Raw genomic sequence first — 20,576 nt, forward strand, 5'->3', positions numbered from 1 at the left:
GACGGACATGACCCGCCTCGTCACCTTCGCCGACGGTACGACCGTTCCTGCCTTGGGCCAAGGCACATGGGAGATCGGCGACAACCCCGCCTGGCGCGACGAGGAGCAGCAAGCCCTGGCTCGCGGCATCGATCTGGGCATGACCCTGATCGACACGGCCGAACTGTATGGCGACGGTCGGTCCGAACGGCTGGTGGGCGAGGTCATCGCCGGACGCCGCGACGAGGTCTTCATCGTCTCCAAGGTCAAGCCCGAGAACGCCTCGGAAATGAAGATGATGCTGGCCTGCGAGAAGTCGCTGGAACGGCTGGGCGTCGAGCGGCTGGACCTCTATCTGCTGCACTGGGAAGGGCGTGTGCCGCTGGAAGAGACGGTCGCCGCATTTCAGGAGCTGGTGGACGAGGGGATGATCGCCCGCTGGGGCGTGTCGAACCTGGACCTGCGGGCCATGGAGGCCCTGATGCAGGTCGAGGGCGGCGAGGACTGCGCCGCAAACCAGCTACTCTATCATCTGGGCTCGCGCGGGGCGGAGTTCGACCTCCTGCCCTGGATGCAGGCGCGCGACATGCCGATGATGGCCTATTCGCCCCTGGGGCGCGGCGGCCTCTTGGAGCATCCGCTGATCCTGGACATCGCCAATCGCCACAGCGCCGAGCCGGCCCAGATCGCCCTGGCGGCCGTGCTGCGCCACGACGGCGTCATCGCCATCCCCAAGGCCAGCTCCGTCGAACACGTCGAGGCCAACGCCGACGCCCTGGAGGTCCAGTTCGATCTGGAAGACCTGGAACGCCTGGACCGCGCCTTCCCGCCGCCGAAACAGGCCGTTCCGCTGGACATCATCTAAAGAAGACACCTCCTTTAATCCGTCATCCTCGCCCTTGTGGCGAAGATCCATACTTCCGGTCTTCTCGCCGCGTGCGTCGTCGTCAGAACCGGGCGTAGGGATCCCGGGGCAAACCCTGGGATGACGAGAAGAGGAAGGATCAGCCGCCCGCGATCACGCCCAGCAACCGCGCCCGATCATCGTCTTCATACGGAACCGCCGGCCCGCGACCCCAGACCGGATCGGGCCACAGGCCGTCGTCGCGGCGACGGCCGACCACATGGACATGCAGTTGCGCCGTCACATTGCCGATGGCGCCGACGTTCAGCTTTTCGACCGCCCCCAGCCGTCGGACAAGCGCCCCGGCCCGCACCATCTCCTCCATCAGCGCGGCGCGCTGGGCGACGCTCAGATCCTCCAACTCGACCGCCCCCGCGACGCGCGGGATCAGGATCAGCCAGGGAAAGCGCGCATCGTCCTGCAGCCGCACATGGCACAGCGGCCATTCGGTGGCAGCGACCGATCCGGCCACGAAGGCCGGTGCGACGACAAACCCCATCCTCAGTTCAGCCCGTAGATGACGCAGGCGCTGTCGGTCAGGGTCCGCAACGGCGGTTGCAGGGCCAGCCGCGCCGCCTGGATGTCCGCCTCGCTGGGGCCTGCGCCCCCGGCCGTCGGCGCGGGCGGCGGCGGGGGCGGCGCGAACGCCATCCGCGCCTCGGCTCGCGCGCCCATCACCACCACCTCATCCACCGAGGTCGCCGGCCCGCCCCCTGCGGCATAGGAGGGCCAGCCCGCCAGCACATCGGTCTGGCAGACCCGGCCCGACGGATCGATGATCTTGACCCGGCCCAGGGTCGCGCCCGCATTGGTCGCCGCCGCCTCGGCGCGCCTGCGCGCGTCCTTCATCGCCTCGGCCTGAAGATTGGCCTTCCAGCTATTCTCCGGCTCCAGGTTGAAGTTCACCTGACCGATCGCCGTCGGGCGCGAAGCCACGATGGTCGCATAGACCCGCTCGATCAGGGCGACGTCGCGCACCGTCACATTGACGGCGGCGTCGGCCTGATAGCGCGCCACCCGGTCGGCCCGCACATTGTCGCGCATCACCCCGTCCGCGTCTCGATACTGGTCGTAGATGGGGCGGGTGGTGACGCTGGTCTCGACCCGCACCTTGTCCGCCCCGTAGGCCGACAGCGCCTGGCTCAACGCCCGCACCTGATCGGCGGCCGCGCGCGAAGCCTCCGTTACGCTGCGGTCCACCGACTGGAAGCTGGCGGAGACAAAGGCGCGATTGGCCTGGATCTCGACCCGCACCTGACCCACCGAGGCGATGACCGGATCGCGCATCCACCAGGGGGCGGGAATATAGCGGTCGCCGATGGTCGCGGGCGGCGTCTGGGCCAGCACAGGCGTGGCGATCGAAGCCAGCAGCAGGGCGAAAGCGAATGAGCGGCGCATCGAAATCCTCCGGTTGTCGCCGACCTTCGCAACTCAGACCAAGGCCGTAAAGCGAGGTTCTTGCGACAGCCGCGCGAGGGGTCTAGACCGCCCGCACGATTAATCCCCTTTCGCACACGCAATAAACGGAGACATCCATGGCTCGCGCGAAGATCGCCCTTATCGGCGCCGGCATGATCGGCGGAACCCTGGCCCACGTGGCCGCGCGCGAAGCCCTGGGCGACGTGATCCTGTTCGACATCGCCGAAGGCACGCCGCAGGGCAAGTCCCTGGACATCGCCGAGGCCTCGGCCGTCTTCGGCCAGGACGTGGCCCTGAAGGGCGCCAACGACTATGCCGACATCGCGGGCGCCGACGTCTGCATCGTCACCGCCGGCGTGCCGCGCAAGCCGGGCATGAGCCGCGACGACCTGATCGGCATCAATCTGAAAGTCATGAAGGCCGTGGGCGAAGGCATCAAGGCCCACGCCCCTAACGCCTTCGTCATCTGCATCACCAACCCGCTCGACGCCATGGTCTGGGCCCTGCAGAAGTTCTCAGGGCTCCCCAAGGAGAAGGTGGTCGGCATGGCTGGCGTGCTGGACTCGGCCCGCTTCGCCTACTTCCTGGCTGAAAAGACCGGCGTGTCGGTGCAGGACATCCACGCCTGGACCCTGGGCGGTCACGGCGACGACATGGTGCCGATGGTGCGCCATTCGACCGTCGGCGGCCTGCCCCTGCCGGACGCGGTCAAGGCCGGCTTCCTGTCGCAGGACGAACTGGACGCCATCGTCGACCGCACCAGGAAGGGCGGCGGCGAGATCGTGGCCCTGCTGAAGACCGGCTCGGCCTTCTACGCCCCGGCTGAATCCGCCATCGCCATGGCCAAGTCCTACCTGCTGGACCAGAAGCGCGTCCTGCCCTGCGCCGTCTGGCTGTCGGGCGAATACGGTCTGTCGGACCTCTACGTCGGCGTCCCGGCGCTGATCGGCGCCGGCGGCGTCGAAAAGGTGGTCGAGTTCACCACCAACGACGAGGAAAAGGCGATGTTCGAAAAGTCCGTCGCCTCGGTCCAGGGCCTGCTGCAGGCCTGCAAGGATATTGATTCCTCGCTGGCTTAATAGCCAGCGAAGGGCGCTATCGCGCGGCTCGCGGAGCCGCGCTGCTTGAGCGCTTTTTGATACGGAAGGGGCCGCGGAGCAATCCGCAGGCCCTTTTCTTTTGCCCTCTCCCGACGGGAGAGGGAGCCTCAATCCCGCACGTGCGCCAGCCAATCCTGGCTCTGCATCTCGTTGAAGCGTGAAACGGTCCGTTCGAACTCGAACGCCCCAACCCCTTCCGTATAGAGGGCCTCCGGCTTGGCCGCCGCCAGCACGATCAGCTTGGTCCTGGCCTCGTAGAGGGCGTCCACCAGCGTCACCAGACGGCGCGCCTCATGGTGGTTGGCCGAACTCAGGATCGGCACGTCCTCCAGGAACAGGGTGTGGAACCGCTGGGCGATGGCCAGATAGTCCTGCGGCCCCAGTGGCCGGGCGCACAGTTCGGCGAAGGTCGCCCGCGCCATCGACCCCACGGTGCGCTCCACCACCACGTCGCGGCCCAGGATGGTCAGGTGCGCGGGTTCTTCCGGCTCTCCGCCCTTCAGTTCGCGCCACAGCGCCTCGAACGCCGCCCGGTCGTCGGGCGTATGCCAGACCTGGGCCGAGGTCATCCGGTCCAGCCGCCAGTCGCGCGCCCCGGCCGTCTCCACCACCTGGCAGCGAGTGCGGATGATGTCGATGAAGGGGGTGAAGAGCTGGCGGTTGATGCCGTTCTTGTACAGGTCCTCCGGCGCGCGGTTGGAGGTGACGGCCAGGACCACCCGCTCCTCGAACAGGGCCTCGAACAGCCGGCCCAGGATCATGGCGTCGGCGATGTCCGTCACCTGAAGCTCGTCGAAACACAGCAGCCGGGCTTCCGACGCGATCAGCTTCGCGATCGGCGGGATGGGGTCGTCGCCCCCCTTGCGGGAGTGCTGGGTTCCGAACACGGCCTTTCGCGTCTTCGCATCCCCCTCGCGCCACTGTTTCACCAGGTCGTGGATGCGGGCCATGAAGGCGTGGAAGTGGGCGCGCGTCTTTCGCGGCTCCGGCGTCGCCGAATAGAACAGGTCCATCAGCATCGACTTGCCGCGTCCCGGCGGGCCGTACAGATAGATTCCCCGCACCTCCGGCGCCTTGCCGAACAGGCCGCGCCGGGCCAGGTCCGTCTCCAGCCGCTCCAGCGCCGTGATCACGTCCGCCTGCGCCGGATCGGGCGTCAGCACCCCCTCTTCCACACGGATGTCGTAGGCGTTGCGGATGCGCGAGGTCATGGAGCGTTGCTTAAAGCCCCCTCCGCCGAAAAGCGATTGCTTCGCGGCTGCGAACGCCTAAATGCAAGACGCTTCTCCCCCTCTATTTCGCGCTGAAGTAGCGAGGCTCCGCGAGCCGAGCGTTAGCGCGTCCGAAGGACCAAACAAAATGGGTTATCGCGTCGCCATCGTCGGAGCCACGGGCAATGTGGGCCGCGAAATGCTGAACATCCTCGAGGAGCTGGAATTCCCCGTCGATGAAATCCACGCCATCGCCTCGCGCAAGTCCAAGGGCGTCGAGGTCTCCTTCGGCGACAAGACCGTCAAATGCCAGGACATCGAGCAGTTCGACTTCTCCACGGTGGACATCGTCCTGATGTCGGCCGGCGGCGCCGTGTCGCGGGAATGGTCCGAGAAGATCGGCAAGGCCGGCCCCATCGTCATCGACAATTCCTCGGCCTGGCGCATGGACCCGGACGTGCCGCTGATCGTGCCCGAGGTGAACCCCGACGCGGTCAAGGACGCGAAGAAGAAGAACATCATCGCCAACCCCAACTGCTCGACCATCCAGCTGGTCACGGCGCTGAAGCCGCTGCATGACGCGGCCAGGATCAAGCGGGTGGTGGTCTCGACCTATCAGTCGGTGTCCGGCGCCGGCAAGGAAGGCATGGACGAGCTGTGGAACCAGACCAAGGCCATCTACGGCCTGGGCGACGCCACGCCCAAGACGTTCCCCAAACAGATCGCCTTCAACGTCATCCCCTTCATCGGCGCCTTCAACGACGACGGCTTCACCGACGAAGAGACCAAGATGTGGAAAGAGACGCACAAGATGCTCGATCCTGACATCAAGCTGACCGTGACCTGCGTGCGGGTGCCGGTGTTCGTCGGCCATTCCGAGGCCGTGACGGTGGAGTTCGAACGCCCGCTGGAGCCGGACGAGGCGCGCGCCGTCCTGCGCGAGGCGCCGGGCGTCCTGGTCGTCGATAAGCAGGAGCACGACGGCTACATCACCCCGGTCGACGCTGCCGGGGAGTTCGCCGTCTATGTGTCGCGCATCCGCAAGGACACGACCGTCGAGCACGGCCTGAACCTGTGGGTCGTGTCCGACAACCTGCGAAAGGGCGCGGCCCTGAACGCCGTCCAGATCGCCCAACTGCTGGACGAGACGGGCGTGATCACGTCGTCGTCGGGGTATCGCACCCTGACGGTGTGACGCTCCGCGCCGCCTGCTTTCCTCCCGTCATCCTCGGGCTCGACACCAGGATCGGCGGTTTCGCCGCTGGCGCGAACGAGCAATGCATAATCGCCCGCCCCCTCCGATCCTGGTGTCGAGCCCGAGGATGACGGGCGGGCGGGAAAGGACACGCGACCCATGACCAGATCCCTCGCCGCAAACGACCCCCGCGCCGTCGGCACCGCCATCGCCTGCTACACCCTGTGGGGCCTGTTGCCCCTGCTGTTCATGGCCATGGCCGCCCATGGATTCGGCGCGCCCGAGATCCTGGCCCACCGGGCGGTATGGTCGGTCTTCGTCGCGGGCCTGGTCCTGCTGCTGGCGGGTCAGTGGGGCGAGGCGAAACAGGTGCTGGCGACGCCGCGCATCTTCGCCTGGCTGGCCCTTTCAGCGATAATGATCGCAATCAACTGGAGCCTCTATGTCTTCGCCACCACCCACCATGCGACGCTGGAGGCCAGCCTCGGCTATTATATCAACCCGCTGCTGAACATGGCGGCGGGAGCGGTGCTGTTCCGCGAACGGATCGACCGCTGGAGCGGCGCGGCCATCGCCCTGGCCGCCGTCGGCGTGGCGATCCAGACCGTGGCCCTGGGTCATGTGCCGATCATCGGCCTGACCCTGGCCGTCAGCTTTTGCGCCTATGCGGTGATCCGAAAGCGCGTCCATGCCTCGGCGCAGACCGGACTGTTCGTCGAATGTCTGGTGCTTCTGCCCTTCGGCGCCCTGTTCCTGGCCTGGCTGGCGACCCATGGGCAGGCGACCGGCTTTTCATCGCCCTCCGGCCTCGCCTGGGCTCTGGTCAACGGGCCGGCGACGGTCATTCCCCTGGCCCTGTTCGCCTGGTCGGCGCGGCGTCTGCCCCTGTCCACCGTCGGCTTCATCCAGTTCCTGGCGCCGACGTTGCAGTTCGCCTGCGGAGTATGGGCCGGAGAGCCGCTGACGGTCCTGCGGATCGCGTCCTTCGTCTTCATCTGGGCCGGGGCCGGCGTCTTCGCCCTGGGGGCGGCTTTCCGGTCACGCGCCGCCCGACGCGCCGTGGCCTTGGCCGAACCGGGCTGACAGGAAACCGGAAAGCGCTCTGCGCCCGTAATTCGTGCAGGAATTCGCTTGGTTTCCAGCGGCTTGATCGGGCGATAACGCGATCAAGCCGCCTGGGTCGAAAACGGGACTAAGCTCCCCGCGTCATGGATCGGCCGGAGGTCCCAATTGCACCGTTTTCGCCTGTGCAGTGCAATTCGCCGCGCCGGCGACGTCGGACGCCCTGGCCGGATTCTTCTTCTCACAAGGCGCTGTACAGGGCCTCCAGCAGGCGACGCGGGCGCGGGTCGCCGATCAGGTGCGGCGACTGGCGCGTCATCACATAGGCGGCCGACAGGCGGTGCGACGGATCGGCCATGGCCATCGACCCGCCCCAGCCGTAGTGACCCAGCGCCGCGCCCGGCCCGAAGACGTCCAGTCCGTCGTTCCGCATCAGCCCCGCCGCCCAGCTGACGACATAGGGCAGCACCTTGTCCGGCCCGTGGATGCGTTCGCGCGTCAGCTGCTCCAACGTTCCCGCCGACAGGACCGATCGCCCCTCAAGGCGCCCGCCTTTCGCCACCACCCCCAGCATCCGCGCCAGCCCCAGGGCCGTGCCGTGCAGATTGGCCGAAGGAATCTCCATCCTGCGCCATTCGGCCGAGCCTCGGCCGCCGGGGGCAGAGCCGCGATCCAGGAAGGCCGCCTGTTTGATCGGATCGATGGGGCCCAGGCTGGGCGCCGCCGTCGGCTTTCTCATCTGCGCCACGCGCCCGTGTTCGCCTTCCGGCAGGCCGATCCACAGGTCCAGATCGGGAAAGTCTTGTCGCAGGGCCTGGCCCATGGTCCGCCCCGTCGCCCGGCGATAGACCTCGTTGGCCAGATAGCCGACCGTGACCGGGTGATAGCCTGACGCCGTCCCTGGCTCCCACATCGGCGCCTGGGCCGCCAGCCGCTCCAGCACCGCCTGGGGATCGAACCAGAGGGCCGGATCGACCGCCTCTGAAAAGCCTGGCAGGCCCCCCTGGTGGCTCATCAACTGGGCCACCGTCACAGCCTGTTTGCCGGCCGCCCCGAACGCGGGCCACAGGGACGCGACCGTCTGGTCATAGTCCACCTGCCCCGCCTCCACCGCCGTCGCCATCAGGATGGCCATGACCGCCTTGCCAGTGGAGAAGACGGGGGCCAGGGTATCGGCGTTGAAGGCGGTCGTTCGCGCCGTGTCGGCCCAGCCGGCCCACAGGTCGATCACCGCCTCGCCGTCCAGCACCACGCTGAACCGGGCCGCCTGCTCGTTCAGCCCTTCCGGAGCGTCCGAGAAGTTGGCGACGAAGACATCCTTCACCGCGCCGAAGCGCGGGTCGCAGGAGCCGTGGATCTCGATATCGGTCATGGCGCCGTTCATAGACCGTCCCTCGCTTGCGGGGGAAGAGTCTGAGGAGATCTAGGAACAGAAGCGGGGCCTCGCCCCCTCGGCGCGGAAGACGTTTACAAGAAGCGCCGGTCGCCGCCCACCACTCATCCGGCTCTTGTTCGCCTTGGCCAGGGCGACGACCATTGGTCTGTCCATCTCCCCGGTGCACCAGGCGGTACGGCTATGGTCATCGGCGGCCAGGGTTTCGCCCTCGAGAAAATCCCCGTGTCGCGCCAGCAAGGCCACAGCCGCCTGATTGAGCCTCTCTGGATCGCCCCCCTCGACCGAGGCCGAACACCCGCCATCCGGCAGGGCCATGACATAGACCTCCGAATAGGAGGCCAACCTCCAGGCGCCTATAGCCAGGGGCGAGCCCGTGGACCGGAGCGGCACGGGTCGCAACCAATGATCCAACGCCAGCGCTTCAACTGACCGATTCTCTCGAACAGCCGTTAGGCAGACGTCGGAGACCACCACCTCCATAGCGGCCGACGGTGAGGTCAGGGCGGCCCAAGGCGCTGGCTGGGTCGGACGAAGGGCCGAATTGATTGCGCAACCGGCCAGGGTGGCGGCCAAGCCCAAAACGGCGCTCAAGCCTTTCAGACGACCAGTCATACGTCCCCCACCCGTTGACACGCCAAAGATGCGCCCCACCCACTCAAAGATCAACACCGTCCCCTTCGGTAAGGACGTGCGCTATCCATCACCTGCGGCGACCCCTCTTCCAGCGGGGGAGGAGCGCAACATCCAAGTCCTTCCCCCTGGGGTGGCTCGGAGCGAAGCGGAGTGACGGAGAGGCCCGCCGGTCACGAAAAAGGCCTCCCGCTGAAACGGGAGGCCTCTGATCGTTCAATCCTCGGACTGGATCAGGCCGCGACGACCTCGGTGGCCCGTTCGGCCAGGATGGTCAGGCCCTCGCCGTTGACGTCGGCGAAGCCGCCCTGGACGTCGTACTGGGTCTTGGCGCCGCCGTTATAGACGGTGACGATGCCTTCGCGCAGGGCGGTCATGAAGGGCGCATGGTCCGGCAGCACGCCGAAGTCGCCCTCGACGCCCGGCGCGTCCACCTGGTCCACGAGGCCCGAAAAGACCTCGCGTTCCGGCGAGACGAGGGAGAAGTTCAGCTTGCCGGCCATGATCAGGCTTCCGCCGCCATCTTCTCGGCCTTGGCGACGGCCTCTTCGATGGCGCCGACCATGTAGAAGGCGGCTTCCGGCAGGTGGTCGTACTCACCGGCGACGATGCCCTTGAACGAGCGGATCGTGTCGGCCAGCTCGACGAACTTGCCGGGCGAGTTGGTGAACTGTTCGGCCACGAAGAAGGGCTGCGACAGGAAGCGCTGGATCTTGCGGGCGCGCGACACGACCAGCTTGTCCTCTTCCGACAGCTCGTCCATGCCCAGGATGGCGATGATGTCCTTCAGGCCCTTGTACTGCTGCAGGACTTCCTGGACCGAACGGGCGACCTGATAGTGTTCCTCGCCGATGACCAGCGGGTCCATGATCCGCGAGGTCGAGTCCAGCGGGTCCACGGCCGGGAAGATGGCCTGGGCGGCGATGTCGCGGCTCAGAACGGTCGTGGCGTCCAGGTGGGCGAAGGAGGCGGCGGGCGCCGGGTCGGTCAGGTCGTCGGCCGGAACATAGATGGCCTGGACCGAGGTGATCGAGCCCTTCTTGGTCGAGGTGATGCGCTCCTGCAGGTTGCCCATCTCGGTGGCCAGGGTCGGCTGATAACCCACGGCCGAGGGGATGCGGCCCAGAAGCGCCGACACTTCCGAACCGGCCTGGGTGAAGCGGAAGATGTTGTCGACGAACAGCAGCACGTCCTTGCCTTCCTCGTCACGGAAATATTCCGCGATCGACAGGCCGGTCAGGGCGACGCGGGCGCGGGCGCCGGGCGGTTCATTCATCTGGCCATAGACCAGGGCGCACTTGGAGCCTTCGGTCGAGCCGTCGTTCTTGGCCGGGTCCACGTTCACGTTGGACTCGATCATCTCGTGATACAGGTCGTTGCCTTCGCGGGTGCGTTCGCCCACGCCGGCCAGGACAGAATAACCGCCGTAAGCCTTGGCGATGTTGTTGATCAGCTCCTGCATGGTCACGGTCTTGCCGACGCCGGCGCCGCCGAACAGGCCGATCTTGCCGCCCTTGGTGTAGGGGCACATCAGGTCGATGACCTTGATGCCAGTGACCAGGATTTCCGAAGAGGTCGACTGTTCCTCGAAGCTGGGCGCGTCCTTGTGGATCGGGCGATATTCGGTGGTCTTGATCGGGCCGGCTTCGTCGATCGGCTGACCGACGACGTTCATGATGCGGCCCAGGGTGCCGGGGCCGACCGGGGCCTGGATCGAGGAGCCCGTGTCCGTGACCGGCTGGCCGCGCGTCAAGCCTTCGGTCGTGTCCATGGAGATGGCGCGGACCATGTTCTCGCCCAGGTGCTGGGCGACTTCCAGAACCAGGGTGAAGGGCTCGCCCGTCTTCTGGTCGACGTTCTGGGTGTGCAGGGCGTTCAGGATCGCCGGCAGGTGGCCCTCGAACTCCACGTCGACGACGGCGCCGATGACCTGGGCGATGCGGCCCGTGGCGGCGGCGGAGACGGGGGCCGCGGCAGGCGCGGCCTTCTTGGCGGCCGGCTTGCGGGCGGCGGGCTTCTTGGCGGGGGCGACGGTGTCGGTCATGGCTGGGGTCCGTGTCGGAATGTCTGGGCGTTCGGGATCAGAGGGCTTCGGCGCCGGCGATGATCTCGATCAGTTCGGTGGTGATCTGGGCCTGGCGCTTGCGGTTGAACTGCAGCGTCAGGGCGTTGATGAGGTCGCCCGCATTGCGCGTGGCGTTGTCCATCGCCGCCATCTGCGAGCCGAAGAAGCCCGCCTGGTTCTCGTACAGCGCCGCCAGGATCTGGGTCGTCAGATTGCGCGGCAGCAGGGTTTCCAGGATGTCCTCTTCCGAGGGCTCGTATTCATAGACCGCGCCGTTCAGGTCGATGGGCTTGGCGTCGCCTTCGACCACGGCGGGGATCAGCTGCTTGCCGGTCGGGACCTGAGAGATGACCGACTTGAACTGGCTGTAGAACAGGGTGACGACATCGGCCTGACCGCCCTCGAACGCCGTGGCGATCATCTCGGCGATGGGCTGGGCCGAAGGCAGGCCCAGGGTCTTGTGCTCGCTCAGTTCGAAGGTGCGGACCAGTTTGTCGCCATACAGACGCGCCAGTTGATCGCGCGACTTCTTGCCGACGGCGATGATCTGGACGTCCTTGCCCTGGGCGATCAGGCTGTTGATCCGCTCGCGCGCGGCGCGGATGACATTGGTGGAGAAACCGCCCGCCAGACCCTTGTCCGCCGTCGCCACCACGATCAGGTGACGCCGATCACCGCCCGTGCCGGCCAGCAGGCGCGGCGCGTCGGCGCCCGACACGCCGGCGGCCAGGTTGGCGATGACCGAGGCCATCTTCTGCGCATAGGGCCGGGCGCTTTCGGCCTGGTCCTGGGCGCGCTTCAGCTTGGCCGCGGCGACCATCTGCATGGCTTTCGTAATCTTCTGCGTGGCTTTCACGCTTCCGATCCGATTGCGCATTTCCTTGAGGCTGGCCATCAACGCTGCTCCGCGGCGGCTTGGGCGTCAGCGCGCCAAACGGCGCGCCTTTGAAAGAAAGTCATGTCGTCTTTGGATGCCGCCTCTCTGAAAGCCGAGACACACCGTTCATTAGAGGCATTCCAAGCTTGCGGATCGGCCTGTAACTCGCGGAGAAACGCCACCCCCTGTGGCGTGGCCGTCGCGTTGGCGCCGGCGCGAAACGTATCACCGACCCAAACCCAGTTCGATGGAATGGATTGCCCACCCGCCAGCAGATCGCGAATTCGAACGTTCATAGCGTCCGCCGCGAACTGAAACAGCTGGCGGTTGACCTTGACGAGATCAGGATTCGCAGTCTGGAATGTTCCAGACAGCAGCGTAAGTTGAACGAAGCATCGATGGCTCGCATCCATATCGAGCGTCATACGCGCACCTGTCCGCTCCAACGCCGCCATATAGGCGCCATCCGAAGACGGATCAGCCCGCGCCGCAGCGTTTTGAGCGAACGTCAAAGACGCCGCTGCAACAAGCCCTGATAGGATGACTCGATTGAAGGACATTCGAACTATCAGGCGAAGGTCTTCACGAAGGCGGCCAGGATGTCCTTCAGCTCGGCTTCGAGGTCCGAGGTCAGGTCCTTCTTGGTGCGGATGCCTTCCAGCAAGGAGGCGTGGTTCGCGTGGATGCGGGCCAGCAGTTCCTTTTCGAAGCGGCCGACGTCCGCCGTGGCGATGCCGTCGATATAGCCGCGCGTGCCGGCGTAAACCGAGACGACCTGCTCTTCCATCGCCAGGGGCGAGTACTGCGGCTGCTTCAGCAGTTCGGTCAGGCGCTCGCCGCGCGCCAGCAGCTTCTGGGTCGAGGCGTCCAGGTCCGAACCGAACTTGGCGAAGGCGGCCATCTCGCGATACTGGGCCAGTTCGCCCTTGATGGTGCCGGCGACCTTCTTCATCGCCTTGGTCTGGGCCGAGGAGCCCACGCGCGACACCGAGATGCCGACGTTCACGGCCGGACGGATGCCTTGGTAGAACAGGTCGGATTCCAGGAAGATCTGGCCGTCGGTGATCGAGATCACGTTGGTCGGGATATAGGCCGACACGTCGTTGGCCTGGGTCTCGATGATCGGCAGGGCGGTCATGGAGCCCGAACCGTAATCTTCGTTCAGCTTGGCCGAACGTTCCAAGAGGCGGCTGTGCAGGTAGAAGACGTCGCCCGGATAGGCTTCACGGCCGGGCGGACGGCGCAGCAGCAGGGACATCTGGCGATAGGCCACAGCCTGCTTGGACAGGTCGTCATAGACGATCAGGGCGTGCATGCCGTTGTCGCGGAAGAACTCGCCCATCGCGGTGCCGGCGAAGGGCGCCAGGAACTGCAGCGGGGCCGGCTCCGACGCCGTGGCGGCCACGACGATGGTGTATTCCAGCGCGCCCGACTCTTCGAGGGTCTTCACGATCTGGGCCACGGTCGAACGCTTCTGACCGATGGCGACGTAGATGCAGTAGAGCTTGGCGCTCTCGTCATCGGTCTTGTTGACGTTCTTCTGGTTCAGGATGGTGTCGACGGCGACGGCGGTCTTGCCGACCTGACGGTCGCCGATGATCAGCTCGCGCTGGCCGCGACCGACGGGGATCAGGGTGTCGATGGCCTTCAGGCCGGTCTGCATCGGCTCGTGAACCGACTTGCGCGGGATGATGCCCGGCGCCTTGACGTCGACGCGGCGGCGCTCGGTGAACTGGATCGGGCCCTTGCCGTCGATCGGCTCGCCCAGCGGGTTGACGACACGGCCCAACAGGCCCTTGCCGACCGGCACGTCCACGATCTCGCCCAGGCGGCGCACGTCGTCGCCCTCGGCGATGGCGGCGTCGGCGCCGAAGATCACGGCGCCCACGTTGTCGCGTTCCAGGTTCAGGGCCATGCCCTTCACGCCGGCCTTGGTGAACTCGACCATTTCGCCGGCCTGGACGTTGTCCAGACCGTGGATGCGGGCGATGCCGTCGCCGACCGACAGCACGCTGCCGACGTCGGAAACGTCGGCTTCGACGCCGAAGTTGGCGATCTGCGACTTCAGGATGGCCGAGATTTCAGCGGCGCGGATGTCCATGGGATCTCTCTGTCTAGGTCTTCTTCGGGGCGGGCCGGTCAGGCGCGCTGCAGTCGGATTGGATCGAGGCGCCTCAGGCGCGCTTGAGGGCGAACTTCATCTGGTCGAGCTTGGTCTTCAGCGAGGCGTCGAACAGCTTCGACCCCACCTTGACCTTCAGGCCGCCCAGGATCGACGGATCGACGCGCGTGGTCAGTTCCGGCGCCTTGCCCAGGCTCTTGTTCAGGGCGGCCTTGATCTCGGCCAGTTGCTTGGCGTCCAGCGGCTGGGCCGAGACGACCTCGGCGGCGACGATGCCGGCGTGTTTGGCGTAGAGGCGCTCGAACCCGGCGATCACGGCGCCCAGGTCCCTGGCGCGGCCGTTCTGGGCCAGCAGGCCCAGGAAGTTGACGGTGCTCTTCTCGAATCTGGCTTGCGTCGCCACGGCGACCAGACCCTTGACCTGATCCTCGGCCGAAATGACCGGCGAGCGGGCCAGACGGCGCAGGTCGGCGCTTTCGGTCCAGGCGGTCTTCAGCGCGACGACATCGGCGCGCACGGCGTCCAGGCGGCCGGTTTCCAGCGCCAGATCGAACAGCGCCTGTGCGTAGCGATCGCCGACTTCCGTCGTTCTGAAATCATCAGCCACTGATAAGGGTCCGAGGTCGTTGTGTCAGGGTCGTGACCGACTGCGAAGGCTCACAACGGTCAAAAACTTGAAATGCTTAGGGAAAGCACGACGGAGGCCGTATCCGTGAATACGCCCCCTTCAAGCCGGGCGCCTGATAGCACGGGGTTTCGCCAGTCGCAACATTGCGTGAAGGCGCGCCGATGCCGCAGGGAGGAAACGAGGGCCCCACCCCGCCTCTTCATCTTCGGATGACGGCTTTCAGGCCCCATTCCTCATTAATGAGGCCGATCCGGCCCCCGAGGGCGCGACAAGGGGTGCGACCATGACGCCGCACCTGGCCGCTTGATCGGAACCGGCGTCGGCCCTAGCGCTTTCCGCTCAAGCTTCATCCCCGTCAGGACGCCCGATGCTCGACAGCATAACCCCGCTTCTCTCCGATCCGGCCGCTTGGGCCGCCTTGGTGACTCTCATCGTCATGGAGGTGGTGCTGGGGATCGACAACCTGATCTTCATCTCCATCCTGTCGAACAAACTGCCCGAGCATCAGCGCCAGAAGGTGCGCCGCATCGGCATCAGCCTGGCTCTGATCATGCGCCTGGCCCTGCTGTCGATCATCGCCTGGCTGGTCGGCCTGGTTCAGCCGGTCTTCACCGTCATGGGCAACGAATTCTCGTGGAAGGACCTGATCCTGATCGCGGGCGGCCTGTTCCTGGTCTGGAAGGCGACCAAGGAAATCCACCACACGGTCGATCCCACGCCCAGCGACGCCGTCCTGGACAAAAAGGACGTGGTCATCGCCAACGCCGGCGCGGCCATCTTCCAGATCATCCTCTTGGACATCGTCTTCTCGATCGACTCGATCCTAACCGCCGTGGGCATGACCGAGCATCTGCCGATCATGGTCGTCGCCGTCCTGGTCGCCGTGACCGTCATGCTGCTGGCCGCCGATCCGCTGGCCAACTTCATCAACAAGAACCCCAGCGTGGTCATGCTGGCGCTCGGCTTCCTCCTGATGATCGGCATGGTGTTGATCGCCGACGGCTTCGGCTATCATGTGCCCAAGGGCTACATCTATGCGGCTATGGCCTTCTCGGCCGGGGTGGAGGCGTTGAACATGCTGGGTCGCAGGTCCGCGTCCAAGAAGGAAAAGGCCGAACTGGCCCGCGCCGAGGCCGACGCCGCCGAGGCCCGCGCCCAGAAGGCCGAGGCCGAAGCCGCCGCCGAGCGGGGCTGAGGATCATGGCGCGTCCGTCGTCGCGGCTGGCCGGCCTGTTCGCCGGCCTGCTCATGGCGGCGGGCGCAGCCCTGCCCGCCTGGGCCGAGGTTCCGGTCCAGTCCTACGAGGTCGTGCGCGCCTATCCGCACGACACCGGGGCCTTCACCGAGGGCCTCTTCTTCCACGACGGCGCCCTTTACGAGAGCACGGGCCTTTATCCGTCCTTCATCCGCAAGGTGGACCTGGAGACCGGCGCGGTTCAGCGCCAGCGCGACCTGCCGACCGTCTATTTCGGCGAGGGCATGACCACGCTGAACGGCAGGCTCTACAGCCTGACCTGGCGCAACCACATCGGCTTCATCTGGAAGCTGGACGACTTCTCGCCGCTGGGCGGTTTTTCCTATCCGGGCGAGGGCTGGGCCCTGACCACCGACGGCCGCCGCCTGATCATGAGCGACGGCACCGACCAGCTGCGCTTCCTCGATCCCGAGACCTTAGCCGAGACCGGCCGCGTCTCCGTCACCGCCGACGGCAAGCCGCTGACCCAGATCAACGAGCTGGAATGGATCGACGGCGAGGTCTTCGCCAACATCTGGCAGGACAACCGCATCGCCCGCATCGACCCCGAGACGGGCGTGGTCAAGGCTTTCATCGACCTGACCGCCCTGGTCCCCAAGGACACCGGCCTGGACCCCAACGACGACGTCCTGAACGGCATCGCCTGGGACGCCGCCGGCAAGAGGCTGTTCGTCACCGGCAAGCGCTGGCCCCAGGTGTTCGAGATCAGGCTGCGCTGACCCGCGGCGAATGCTCGGCGCCGAACAGGCGCAGATAAGCGTCCAGTTCTGCGCTCTTCAAACCCAGCGAGGCCAACACCGCACCCATGAAGCTGACCGGCGCCGTGCCTGGGGCCGTGACGATCCGGTCGGCCAGCACGGCCTGCGGCTGATCGCGATAGTGGGCGCCGCCGCCGTAGCCGACCACGGAAAGACTGTCCGGTCCGTTGGCCGTGTGCGCCACATGGTCCAACAATCCCGCACGGGCCAGGGCCAGGGTTCCGTCGCAGATGCCGCCGACCGTCTTGCCGGCGCCGTGGGCCTGTCGCAGCAGATCGGACACGTCCGGGGCGTTCGGCTCACGCCAGATGGACCCCCCATTGACCAGGATCGCATCGACATCCTCCACGTCGATGTCGTCGATCGACAGGTTGGGAACGACCAACAGCCCGCCGGCGGACACGACCTCCTCCCCGTCGGGGGCGGCGAACAGGGTTTCAAAGCCATAGTGGCTGCGCGCCGCGGCCATGATCAGGGCCGTCTCCCAGTCGGCGTAGTCGGGCGTGAGAAGGGTGACGATGGCAGTCATGGCGGCTTCCCCTGCTTGAGCCCCCTCAATCTAGCGGCGCAGCGTGACGGTTTATCCGTCGAACGGCGGGCGCCGTGCGACATCCGCCCCGTCTTCCCGGCTTGTCTTCCCGGCTTGTCTTCCCGCCCTGCCTTCGTCGCCGCATCGACCGCCGATCAGGCCCTCAGGTCGAACCGATCCAGCTCCATCACCTTGGTCCAGGCGGCGATGAAGTCCGTCACGAACTTTCCTTGCGCGTCGGCGCCCGCATAGACCTCGGCCAGGGCGCGCAGCACGGCGTTGGAGCCGAACACCAGGTCGAAGCGCGTGCCCGTCCAGCGGGCCTCGCCCGTCCTGCGGTCCGTCGCCTCGAACACGTCCTGAGCGTCCGAGGTCGCGGTCCATTTGACGCCCATGTCCAGCAGGTTGACAAAAACGTCGTTGGTCAGGACGCCGGGCCGTTCGGTCAGGACGCCGTGGGTCGATCCGCCGACATTGATGTTGATGGCGCGCAGGCCGCCCATCAGCACCGTCATCTCCGGCGCCGTCAGGGTCAGGCGCTGGGCCTGGTCGATCAGCAGGGCCTCGGCCGGCACGGCGTAGCGCGCCTTCTGATAGTTGCGGAAGCCGTCGACCACCGGCTCCAGGTAGCCGAAGGACCCGATGTCCGTCTGCGCCGGGCTGGCGTCGGTGCGGCCTGGATGGAAGGGCACGCGCGCCGTCTGTCCCGCCGCCTGCGCCGCCTCCTCAACCCCGGCGTCGCCCGCCAGAACGATCAGGTCGGCCATGGACACGCGCTTGCCGTCCGTCTGCGCCCGATTGAAGGCGATCTGGATATCCTCCAGCGTCCTCAGCACCCGGTCCAACTGTTCGGGCTGATTGACGGCCCAGTCCTTCTGCGGCGCCAGGCGGATGCGGGCGCCGTTGGCCCCGCCGCGCTTGTCCCCGCCCCGAAAGGTCGAGGCGGCCGCCCAGGCCGCGCCCACCTGTTCGGCGACGCTCAGACCTGAGTCCCGAATCCGCGCCTTCAGCAGATCGGCGTCCGCCGCGTCGATCAGCGGATGATCGACGGCCGGCACAGGATCCTGCCAGACCAATTCCTCCCTGGGGACTTCAGGGCCGATGTAGCGGGAACGCGGCCCCAGGTCGCGGTGGGTCAGCTTGAACCAGGCGCGGGCGAAGGCGTCCGCGAAGGCCTGGGGGTTGTTCAGGAACCGGCGCGAGATCTTCTCGTACTCCGGGTCGAACCGCAGCGACAGGTCGGTGGTCAACATCGTCGGGCGGCGCTTCCTGGACGGGTCGTGCGCGTCGGGAATGATCTCGCCCGCATCCTTGGCCACCCACTGGTGGGCGCCGGCCGGGGACGCCTCCAGCACCCATTCGAAGCCGAACAGGTTTTCGAAGAAGAAGTTGCTCCACTGGGCCGGGGTCTGGGTCCAGGTCACGTCCAGGCCGCTGGTGATGGCGTCGCCGGCCTTGCCGGACCCGAAGCTGGAGGCCCAGCCCAGCCCCTGCGCCGCCAGGCCGTCGGCCTCCGGCTCGGGGCCGACATGATCGGCCGGACCCGCGCCGTGGGTCTTGCCGAAGGTGTGGCCGCCCGCGATCAGGGCCACCGTCTCCTCGTCGTTCATCGCCATCCGCGCAAAGGTGTCGCGGATGTCGCGCGCGGCGGCGACCGGGTCCGGATTGCCGTCCGGCCCTTCGGGATTGACGTAGATCAGTCCCATCTGCACGGCGGCCAGGGGGTTCTCAAGGTCGCGCGTGTGCCGGTCGCCATCGGCCGTGTCGTCCGAGACCAGCACCGCCTCGTCGTCCGGCTTGACCACGCCCGGCGATCCGTGGGCGTAGCGGTCGTCGCCGCCCAGCCAGGTCGTCTCGCGTCCCCAATAGACGTCCTGATCCGGCTCCCAGGTGTCTTCCCGACCGCCCGAGAAGCCGAAGGTGCGAAACCCCATGGTCTCCAGCGCCACATTGCCCGTCAGGATCAGCAGGTCCGCCCAGGAGATGGCCTGGCCGTACTTCTGCTTGATCGGCCACAACAGGCGGCGCGACTTGTCGATATTGACGTTGTCGGGCCAGGAGTTCAGCGGCGCGAACCGCTGCTGGCCCCGCCCGCCGCCGCCGCGGCCGTCGCCGACGCGATAGGTGCCGGCGCTGTGCCAGGCCATGCGGATGAACTGCGGCCCATAGTGGCCGAAGTCGGCCGGCCACCAGTCCTGGGAATCGGTCATCAGGGCGCGCAGGTCCGCCTTCAGCGCCTCATAGTCCAGCTTGGCGAAGGCTTCCCGATAGCTGAAGGTCTCGTCCAGGGGGTTCGAGCGGGACGAATGCTGGTTCAGCAGATCGACCCGCAGCTGGTTGGGCCACCAGTCGCGGTTCTGACGGCCGCCGCCGGCGACCGAGGCGGGCGTCTTGCCAGAGAAGGGACATTTGGCTTCGGTCGACATGGGGCGTTCTCCTGCGCGAGGTCGGCGCGGCGTTTCGATGCCGGAGGTTCGCACCCGGACAAACCATCAAGCAAATCGATTATCTTTGCGTTTTCCATAGTCTGATCCTATTCTAAAGCCATGCTTCCCACCCTGCGACAGCTTCAGTATCTCAAGCTCCTGGCCGAACACGGCAGCTTCTCGCGCGCGGCCGAGGCCGCCCACGTCAGCCAGCCCGCCCTCAGCGCCGGGGTGCAGGAACTGGAGCGCATCCTGGGCGCGCCCGTCGTCGAACGCGCGCGCGGGGCCGTCATCATGACGGCGGTGGGCGCCGAGGCCGTGCGACGCGCCGAGGACGTTCTGGCCCGCACCGAGGACCTGGTGGAGGCGGCCAAGAACGCCGGCCGCCTGCTGTCGGGGCGGTTCCGCCTGGGCGTCATCCCGACGGTCGCCCCCTTCCTTCTGCCAGCCAAACTGCCCTCGGTCCGCGCCGCCTATCCCAGCCTGAAGCTGTTCATCCGCGAGGACCTGACGCCGCGCCTGATCGCGGCCCTGAAGGCGGGCCAGATCGACGCCGCCGTCATCGCCCTGCCCTATGAGGCGCACGGCATCGAACACGCCCGCATCGGCGACGACGAGATCATGGCCGCCGCCCCGGCCGACCACGCCCTGGCCGCGCCCGGCCCCATCCGTCCCGGCGCGCTGCGGGCCGAGGACCTGATCCTGCTGGAAGACGGACACTGTCTGCGCGACCACGCCCTGGCGGCCCTGGACATCGAGGCGCCGCGCGGCGACGACGTCTTCGCCGCCACCAGCCTGCACACCCTGGTCCAGATGGTCGGCTCGGGGCTCGGCGTCAGCTTCCTGCCGAAGATGGCGGTCCAGGCGGGCCTGGCCGACAATCCATCCGTCGCCATTCGCCCGTTCGAGCCCCAGGCCGACGGCGCCCCGCCACGGCGAGAGATCGTCGTCGCCTGGCGCGCCGGCTCCAGCCGCGCCGCCGAGGCCCGGCTGCTGGCCGAAGCGCTGAGGCTGGATTAG

At 67.0% G+C, this 20,576-nt stretch carries 20 protein-coding genes; 7 read left to right on the top strand and 13 right to left on the bottom strand.

Features of this window, described 5'->3' with window-relative positions; all coding sequences use genetic code 11:
- Positions 1–7 precede the first annotated feature (7 nt).
- Positions 8–844, top strand: coding sequence for an aldo/keto reductase (locus QE389_RS09735; RefSeq protein ID WP_307366763.1), 837 nt, complete (start codon positions 8–10; stop codon positions 842–844).
- Positions 845–983: 139 nt separating this feature from the next.
- Here the strand turns inward: QE389_RS09735 and QE389_RS09740 are convergent, their stop codons facing one another.
- Together QE389_RS09740 and QE389_RS09745 are read right to left on the bottom strand one after the other, a co-directional pair.
- Complete coding sequence (locus tag QE389_RS09740) at positions 984–1,382, bottom strand: HIT domain-containing protein (protein ID WP_307366765.1); 399 nt, start codon at positions 1,380–1,382, stop codon at positions 984–986.
- Between the two features lie 2 nt (positions 1,383–1,384).
- A complete protein-coding gene (locus tag QE389_RS09745; protein WP_307366767.1) occupies positions 1,385–2,281 on the bottom strand; it encodes an SIMPL domain-containing protein in 897 nt (298 codons plus the stop codon).
- Between the two features lie 137 nt (positions 2,282–2,418).
- Between QE389_RS09745 and mdh the strand changes: the two genes are divergently transcribed.
- Positions 2,419–3,381: a malate dehydrogenase gene (gene mdh / locus QE389_RS09750; RefSeq protein WP_307366768.1), complete on the top strand. Its 963-nt coding sequence runs from the start codon at positions 2,419–2,421 to the stop codon at positions 3,379–3,381.
- Positions 3,382–3,509: 128 nt separating this feature from the next.
- Here the strand turns inward: mdh and zapE are convergent, their stop codons facing one another.
- Positions 3,510–4,613: a cell division protein ZapE gene (zapE, locus tag QE389_RS09755; RefSeq protein ID WP_307366770.1), complete on the bottom strand. Its 1,104-nt coding sequence runs from the start codon at positions 4,611–4,613 to the stop codon at positions 3,510–3,512.
- A 148-nt stretch (positions 4,614–4,761) separates the two neighbouring features.
- Here zapE and QE389_RS09760 point away from each other — a divergent pair, with 148 nt between their 5' ends.
- Complete coding sequence (locus QE389_RS09760; RefSeq protein ID WP_307366772.1) at positions 4,762–5,808, top strand: aspartate-semialdehyde dehydrogenase; 1,047 nt, start codon at positions 4,762–4,764, stop codon at positions 5,806–5,808.
- A 159-nt stretch (positions 5,809–5,967) separates the two neighbouring features.
- Positions 5,968–6,891, top strand: a complete 924-nt coding sequence (gene rarD, locus QE389_RS09765; protein ID WP_307366774.1) for an EamA family transporter RarD — start codon at positions 5,968–5,970, stop codon at positions 6,889–6,891.
- A gap of 220 nt (positions 6,892–7,111) precedes the next feature.
- On the opposite strand, the gene QE389_RS09770 is transcribed toward rarD, so the two are convergent.
- From QE389_RS09770 to QE389_RS09805, 8 genes are all read right to left on the bottom strand, one after another.
- Positions 7,112–8,242, bottom strand: coding sequence for a serine hydrolase domain-containing protein (locus tag QE389_RS09770; protein WP_307366776.1), 1,131 nt, complete (start codon positions 8,240–8,242; stop codon positions 7,112–7,114).
- A gap of 51 nt (positions 8,243–8,293) precedes the next feature.
- Positions 8,294–8,608 carry a hypothetical protein gene (locus QE389_RS09775; RefSeq protein WP_307366778.1) on the bottom strand — a complete coding sequence of 105 codons (315 nt, stop codon included), beginning with the start codon at positions 8,606–8,608 and terminating at the stop codon, positions 8,294–8,296.
- 521 nt (positions 8,609–9,129) lie between these two features.
- Complete coding sequence (locus tag QE389_RS09780) at positions 9,130–9,399, bottom strand: ATP synthase F1 subunit epsilon (RefSeq protein WP_307366780.1); 270 nt, start codon at positions 9,397–9,399, stop codon at positions 9,130–9,132.
- A 2-nt stretch (positions 9,400–9,401) separates the two neighbouring features.
- Entirely contained in the window at positions 9,402–10,940 is a 1,539-nt protein-coding gene (gene atpD, locus QE389_RS09785) for a F0F1 ATP synthase subunit beta (protein ID WP_307366782.1), read from the bottom strand.
- Between the two features lie 37 nt (positions 10,941–10,977).
- Complete coding sequence (locus tag QE389_RS09790) at positions 10,978–11,856, bottom strand: F0F1 ATP synthase subunit gamma (protein WP_307366784.1); 879 nt, start codon at positions 11,854–11,856, stop codon at positions 10,978–10,980.
- The gene (locus QE389_RS09795; protein ID WP_307366786.1) at positions 11,856–12,398 is read right to left on the bottom strand and encodes a hypothetical protein; all 543 of its coding nucleotides are present in this window, start codon (positions 12,396–12,398) and stop codon (positions 11,856–11,858) included. Before QE389_RS09795 ends, QE389_RS09790 begins: the two co-directional genes overlap by 1 nt.
- A gap of 8 nt (positions 12,399–12,406) precedes the next feature.
- Positions 12,407–13,939 carry a F0F1 ATP synthase subunit alpha gene (gene atpA / locus QE389_RS09800; RefSeq protein ID WP_307366788.1) on the bottom strand — a complete coding sequence of 511 codons (1,533 nt, stop codon included), beginning with the start codon at positions 13,937–13,939 and terminating at the stop codon, positions 12,407–12,409.
- Positions 13,940–14,012: 73 nt separating this feature from the next.
- Positions 14,013–14,567 carry a F0F1 ATP synthase subunit delta gene (locus QE389_RS09805; RefSeq protein WP_307366791.1) on the bottom strand — a complete coding sequence of 185 codons (555 nt, stop codon included), beginning with the start codon at positions 14,565–14,567 and terminating at the stop codon, positions 14,013–14,015.
- 388 nt (positions 14,568–14,955) lie between these two features.
- Between QE389_RS09805 and QE389_RS09810 the strand changes: the two genes are divergently transcribed.
- Positions 14,956–15,783, top strand: coding sequence for a TerC family protein (locus tag QE389_RS09810; RefSeq protein ID WP_307366793.1), 828 nt, complete (start codon positions 14,956–14,958; stop codon positions 15,781–15,783).
- A gap of 5 nt (positions 15,784–15,788) precedes the next feature.
- A complete protein-coding gene (locus QE389_RS09815; protein WP_307366796.1) occupies positions 15,789–16,562 on the top strand; it encodes a glutaminyl-peptide cyclotransferase in 774 nt (257 codons plus the stop codon).
- Here the strand turns inward: QE389_RS09815 and QE389_RS09820 are convergent.
- Positions 16,549–17,130, bottom strand: coding sequence for a DJ-1/PfpI family protein (locus QE389_RS09820; protein WP_307366798.1), 582 nt, complete (start codon positions 17,128–17,130; stop codon positions 16,549–16,551). The genes QE389_RS09815 and QE389_RS09820 overlap by 14 nt on opposite strands.
- Positions 17,131–17,285: 155 nt before the next feature.
- Positions 17,286–19,556, bottom strand: a complete 2,271-nt coding sequence (gene katG / locus QE389_RS09825; RefSeq protein WP_307366800.1) for a catalase/peroxidase HPI — start codon at positions 19,554–19,556, stop codon at positions 17,286–17,288.
- A 120-nt stretch (positions 19,557–19,676) separates the two neighbouring features.
- Between katG and QE389_RS09830 the strand changes: the two genes are divergently transcribed.
- On the top strand, positions 19,677–20,576 hold the full coding sequence (locus tag QE389_RS09830; protein ID WP_307366802.1) for a hydrogen peroxide-inducible genes activator: 900 nt from the start codon (positions 19,677–19,679) through the stop codon (positions 20,574–20,576).

It is taken from the genome of Brevundimonas sp. SORGH_AS_0993 (assembly GCF_030818545.1).
Taxonomy (GTDB): Bacteria; Pseudomonadota; Alphaproteobacteria; order Caulobacterales; family Caulobacteraceae; genus Brevundimonas.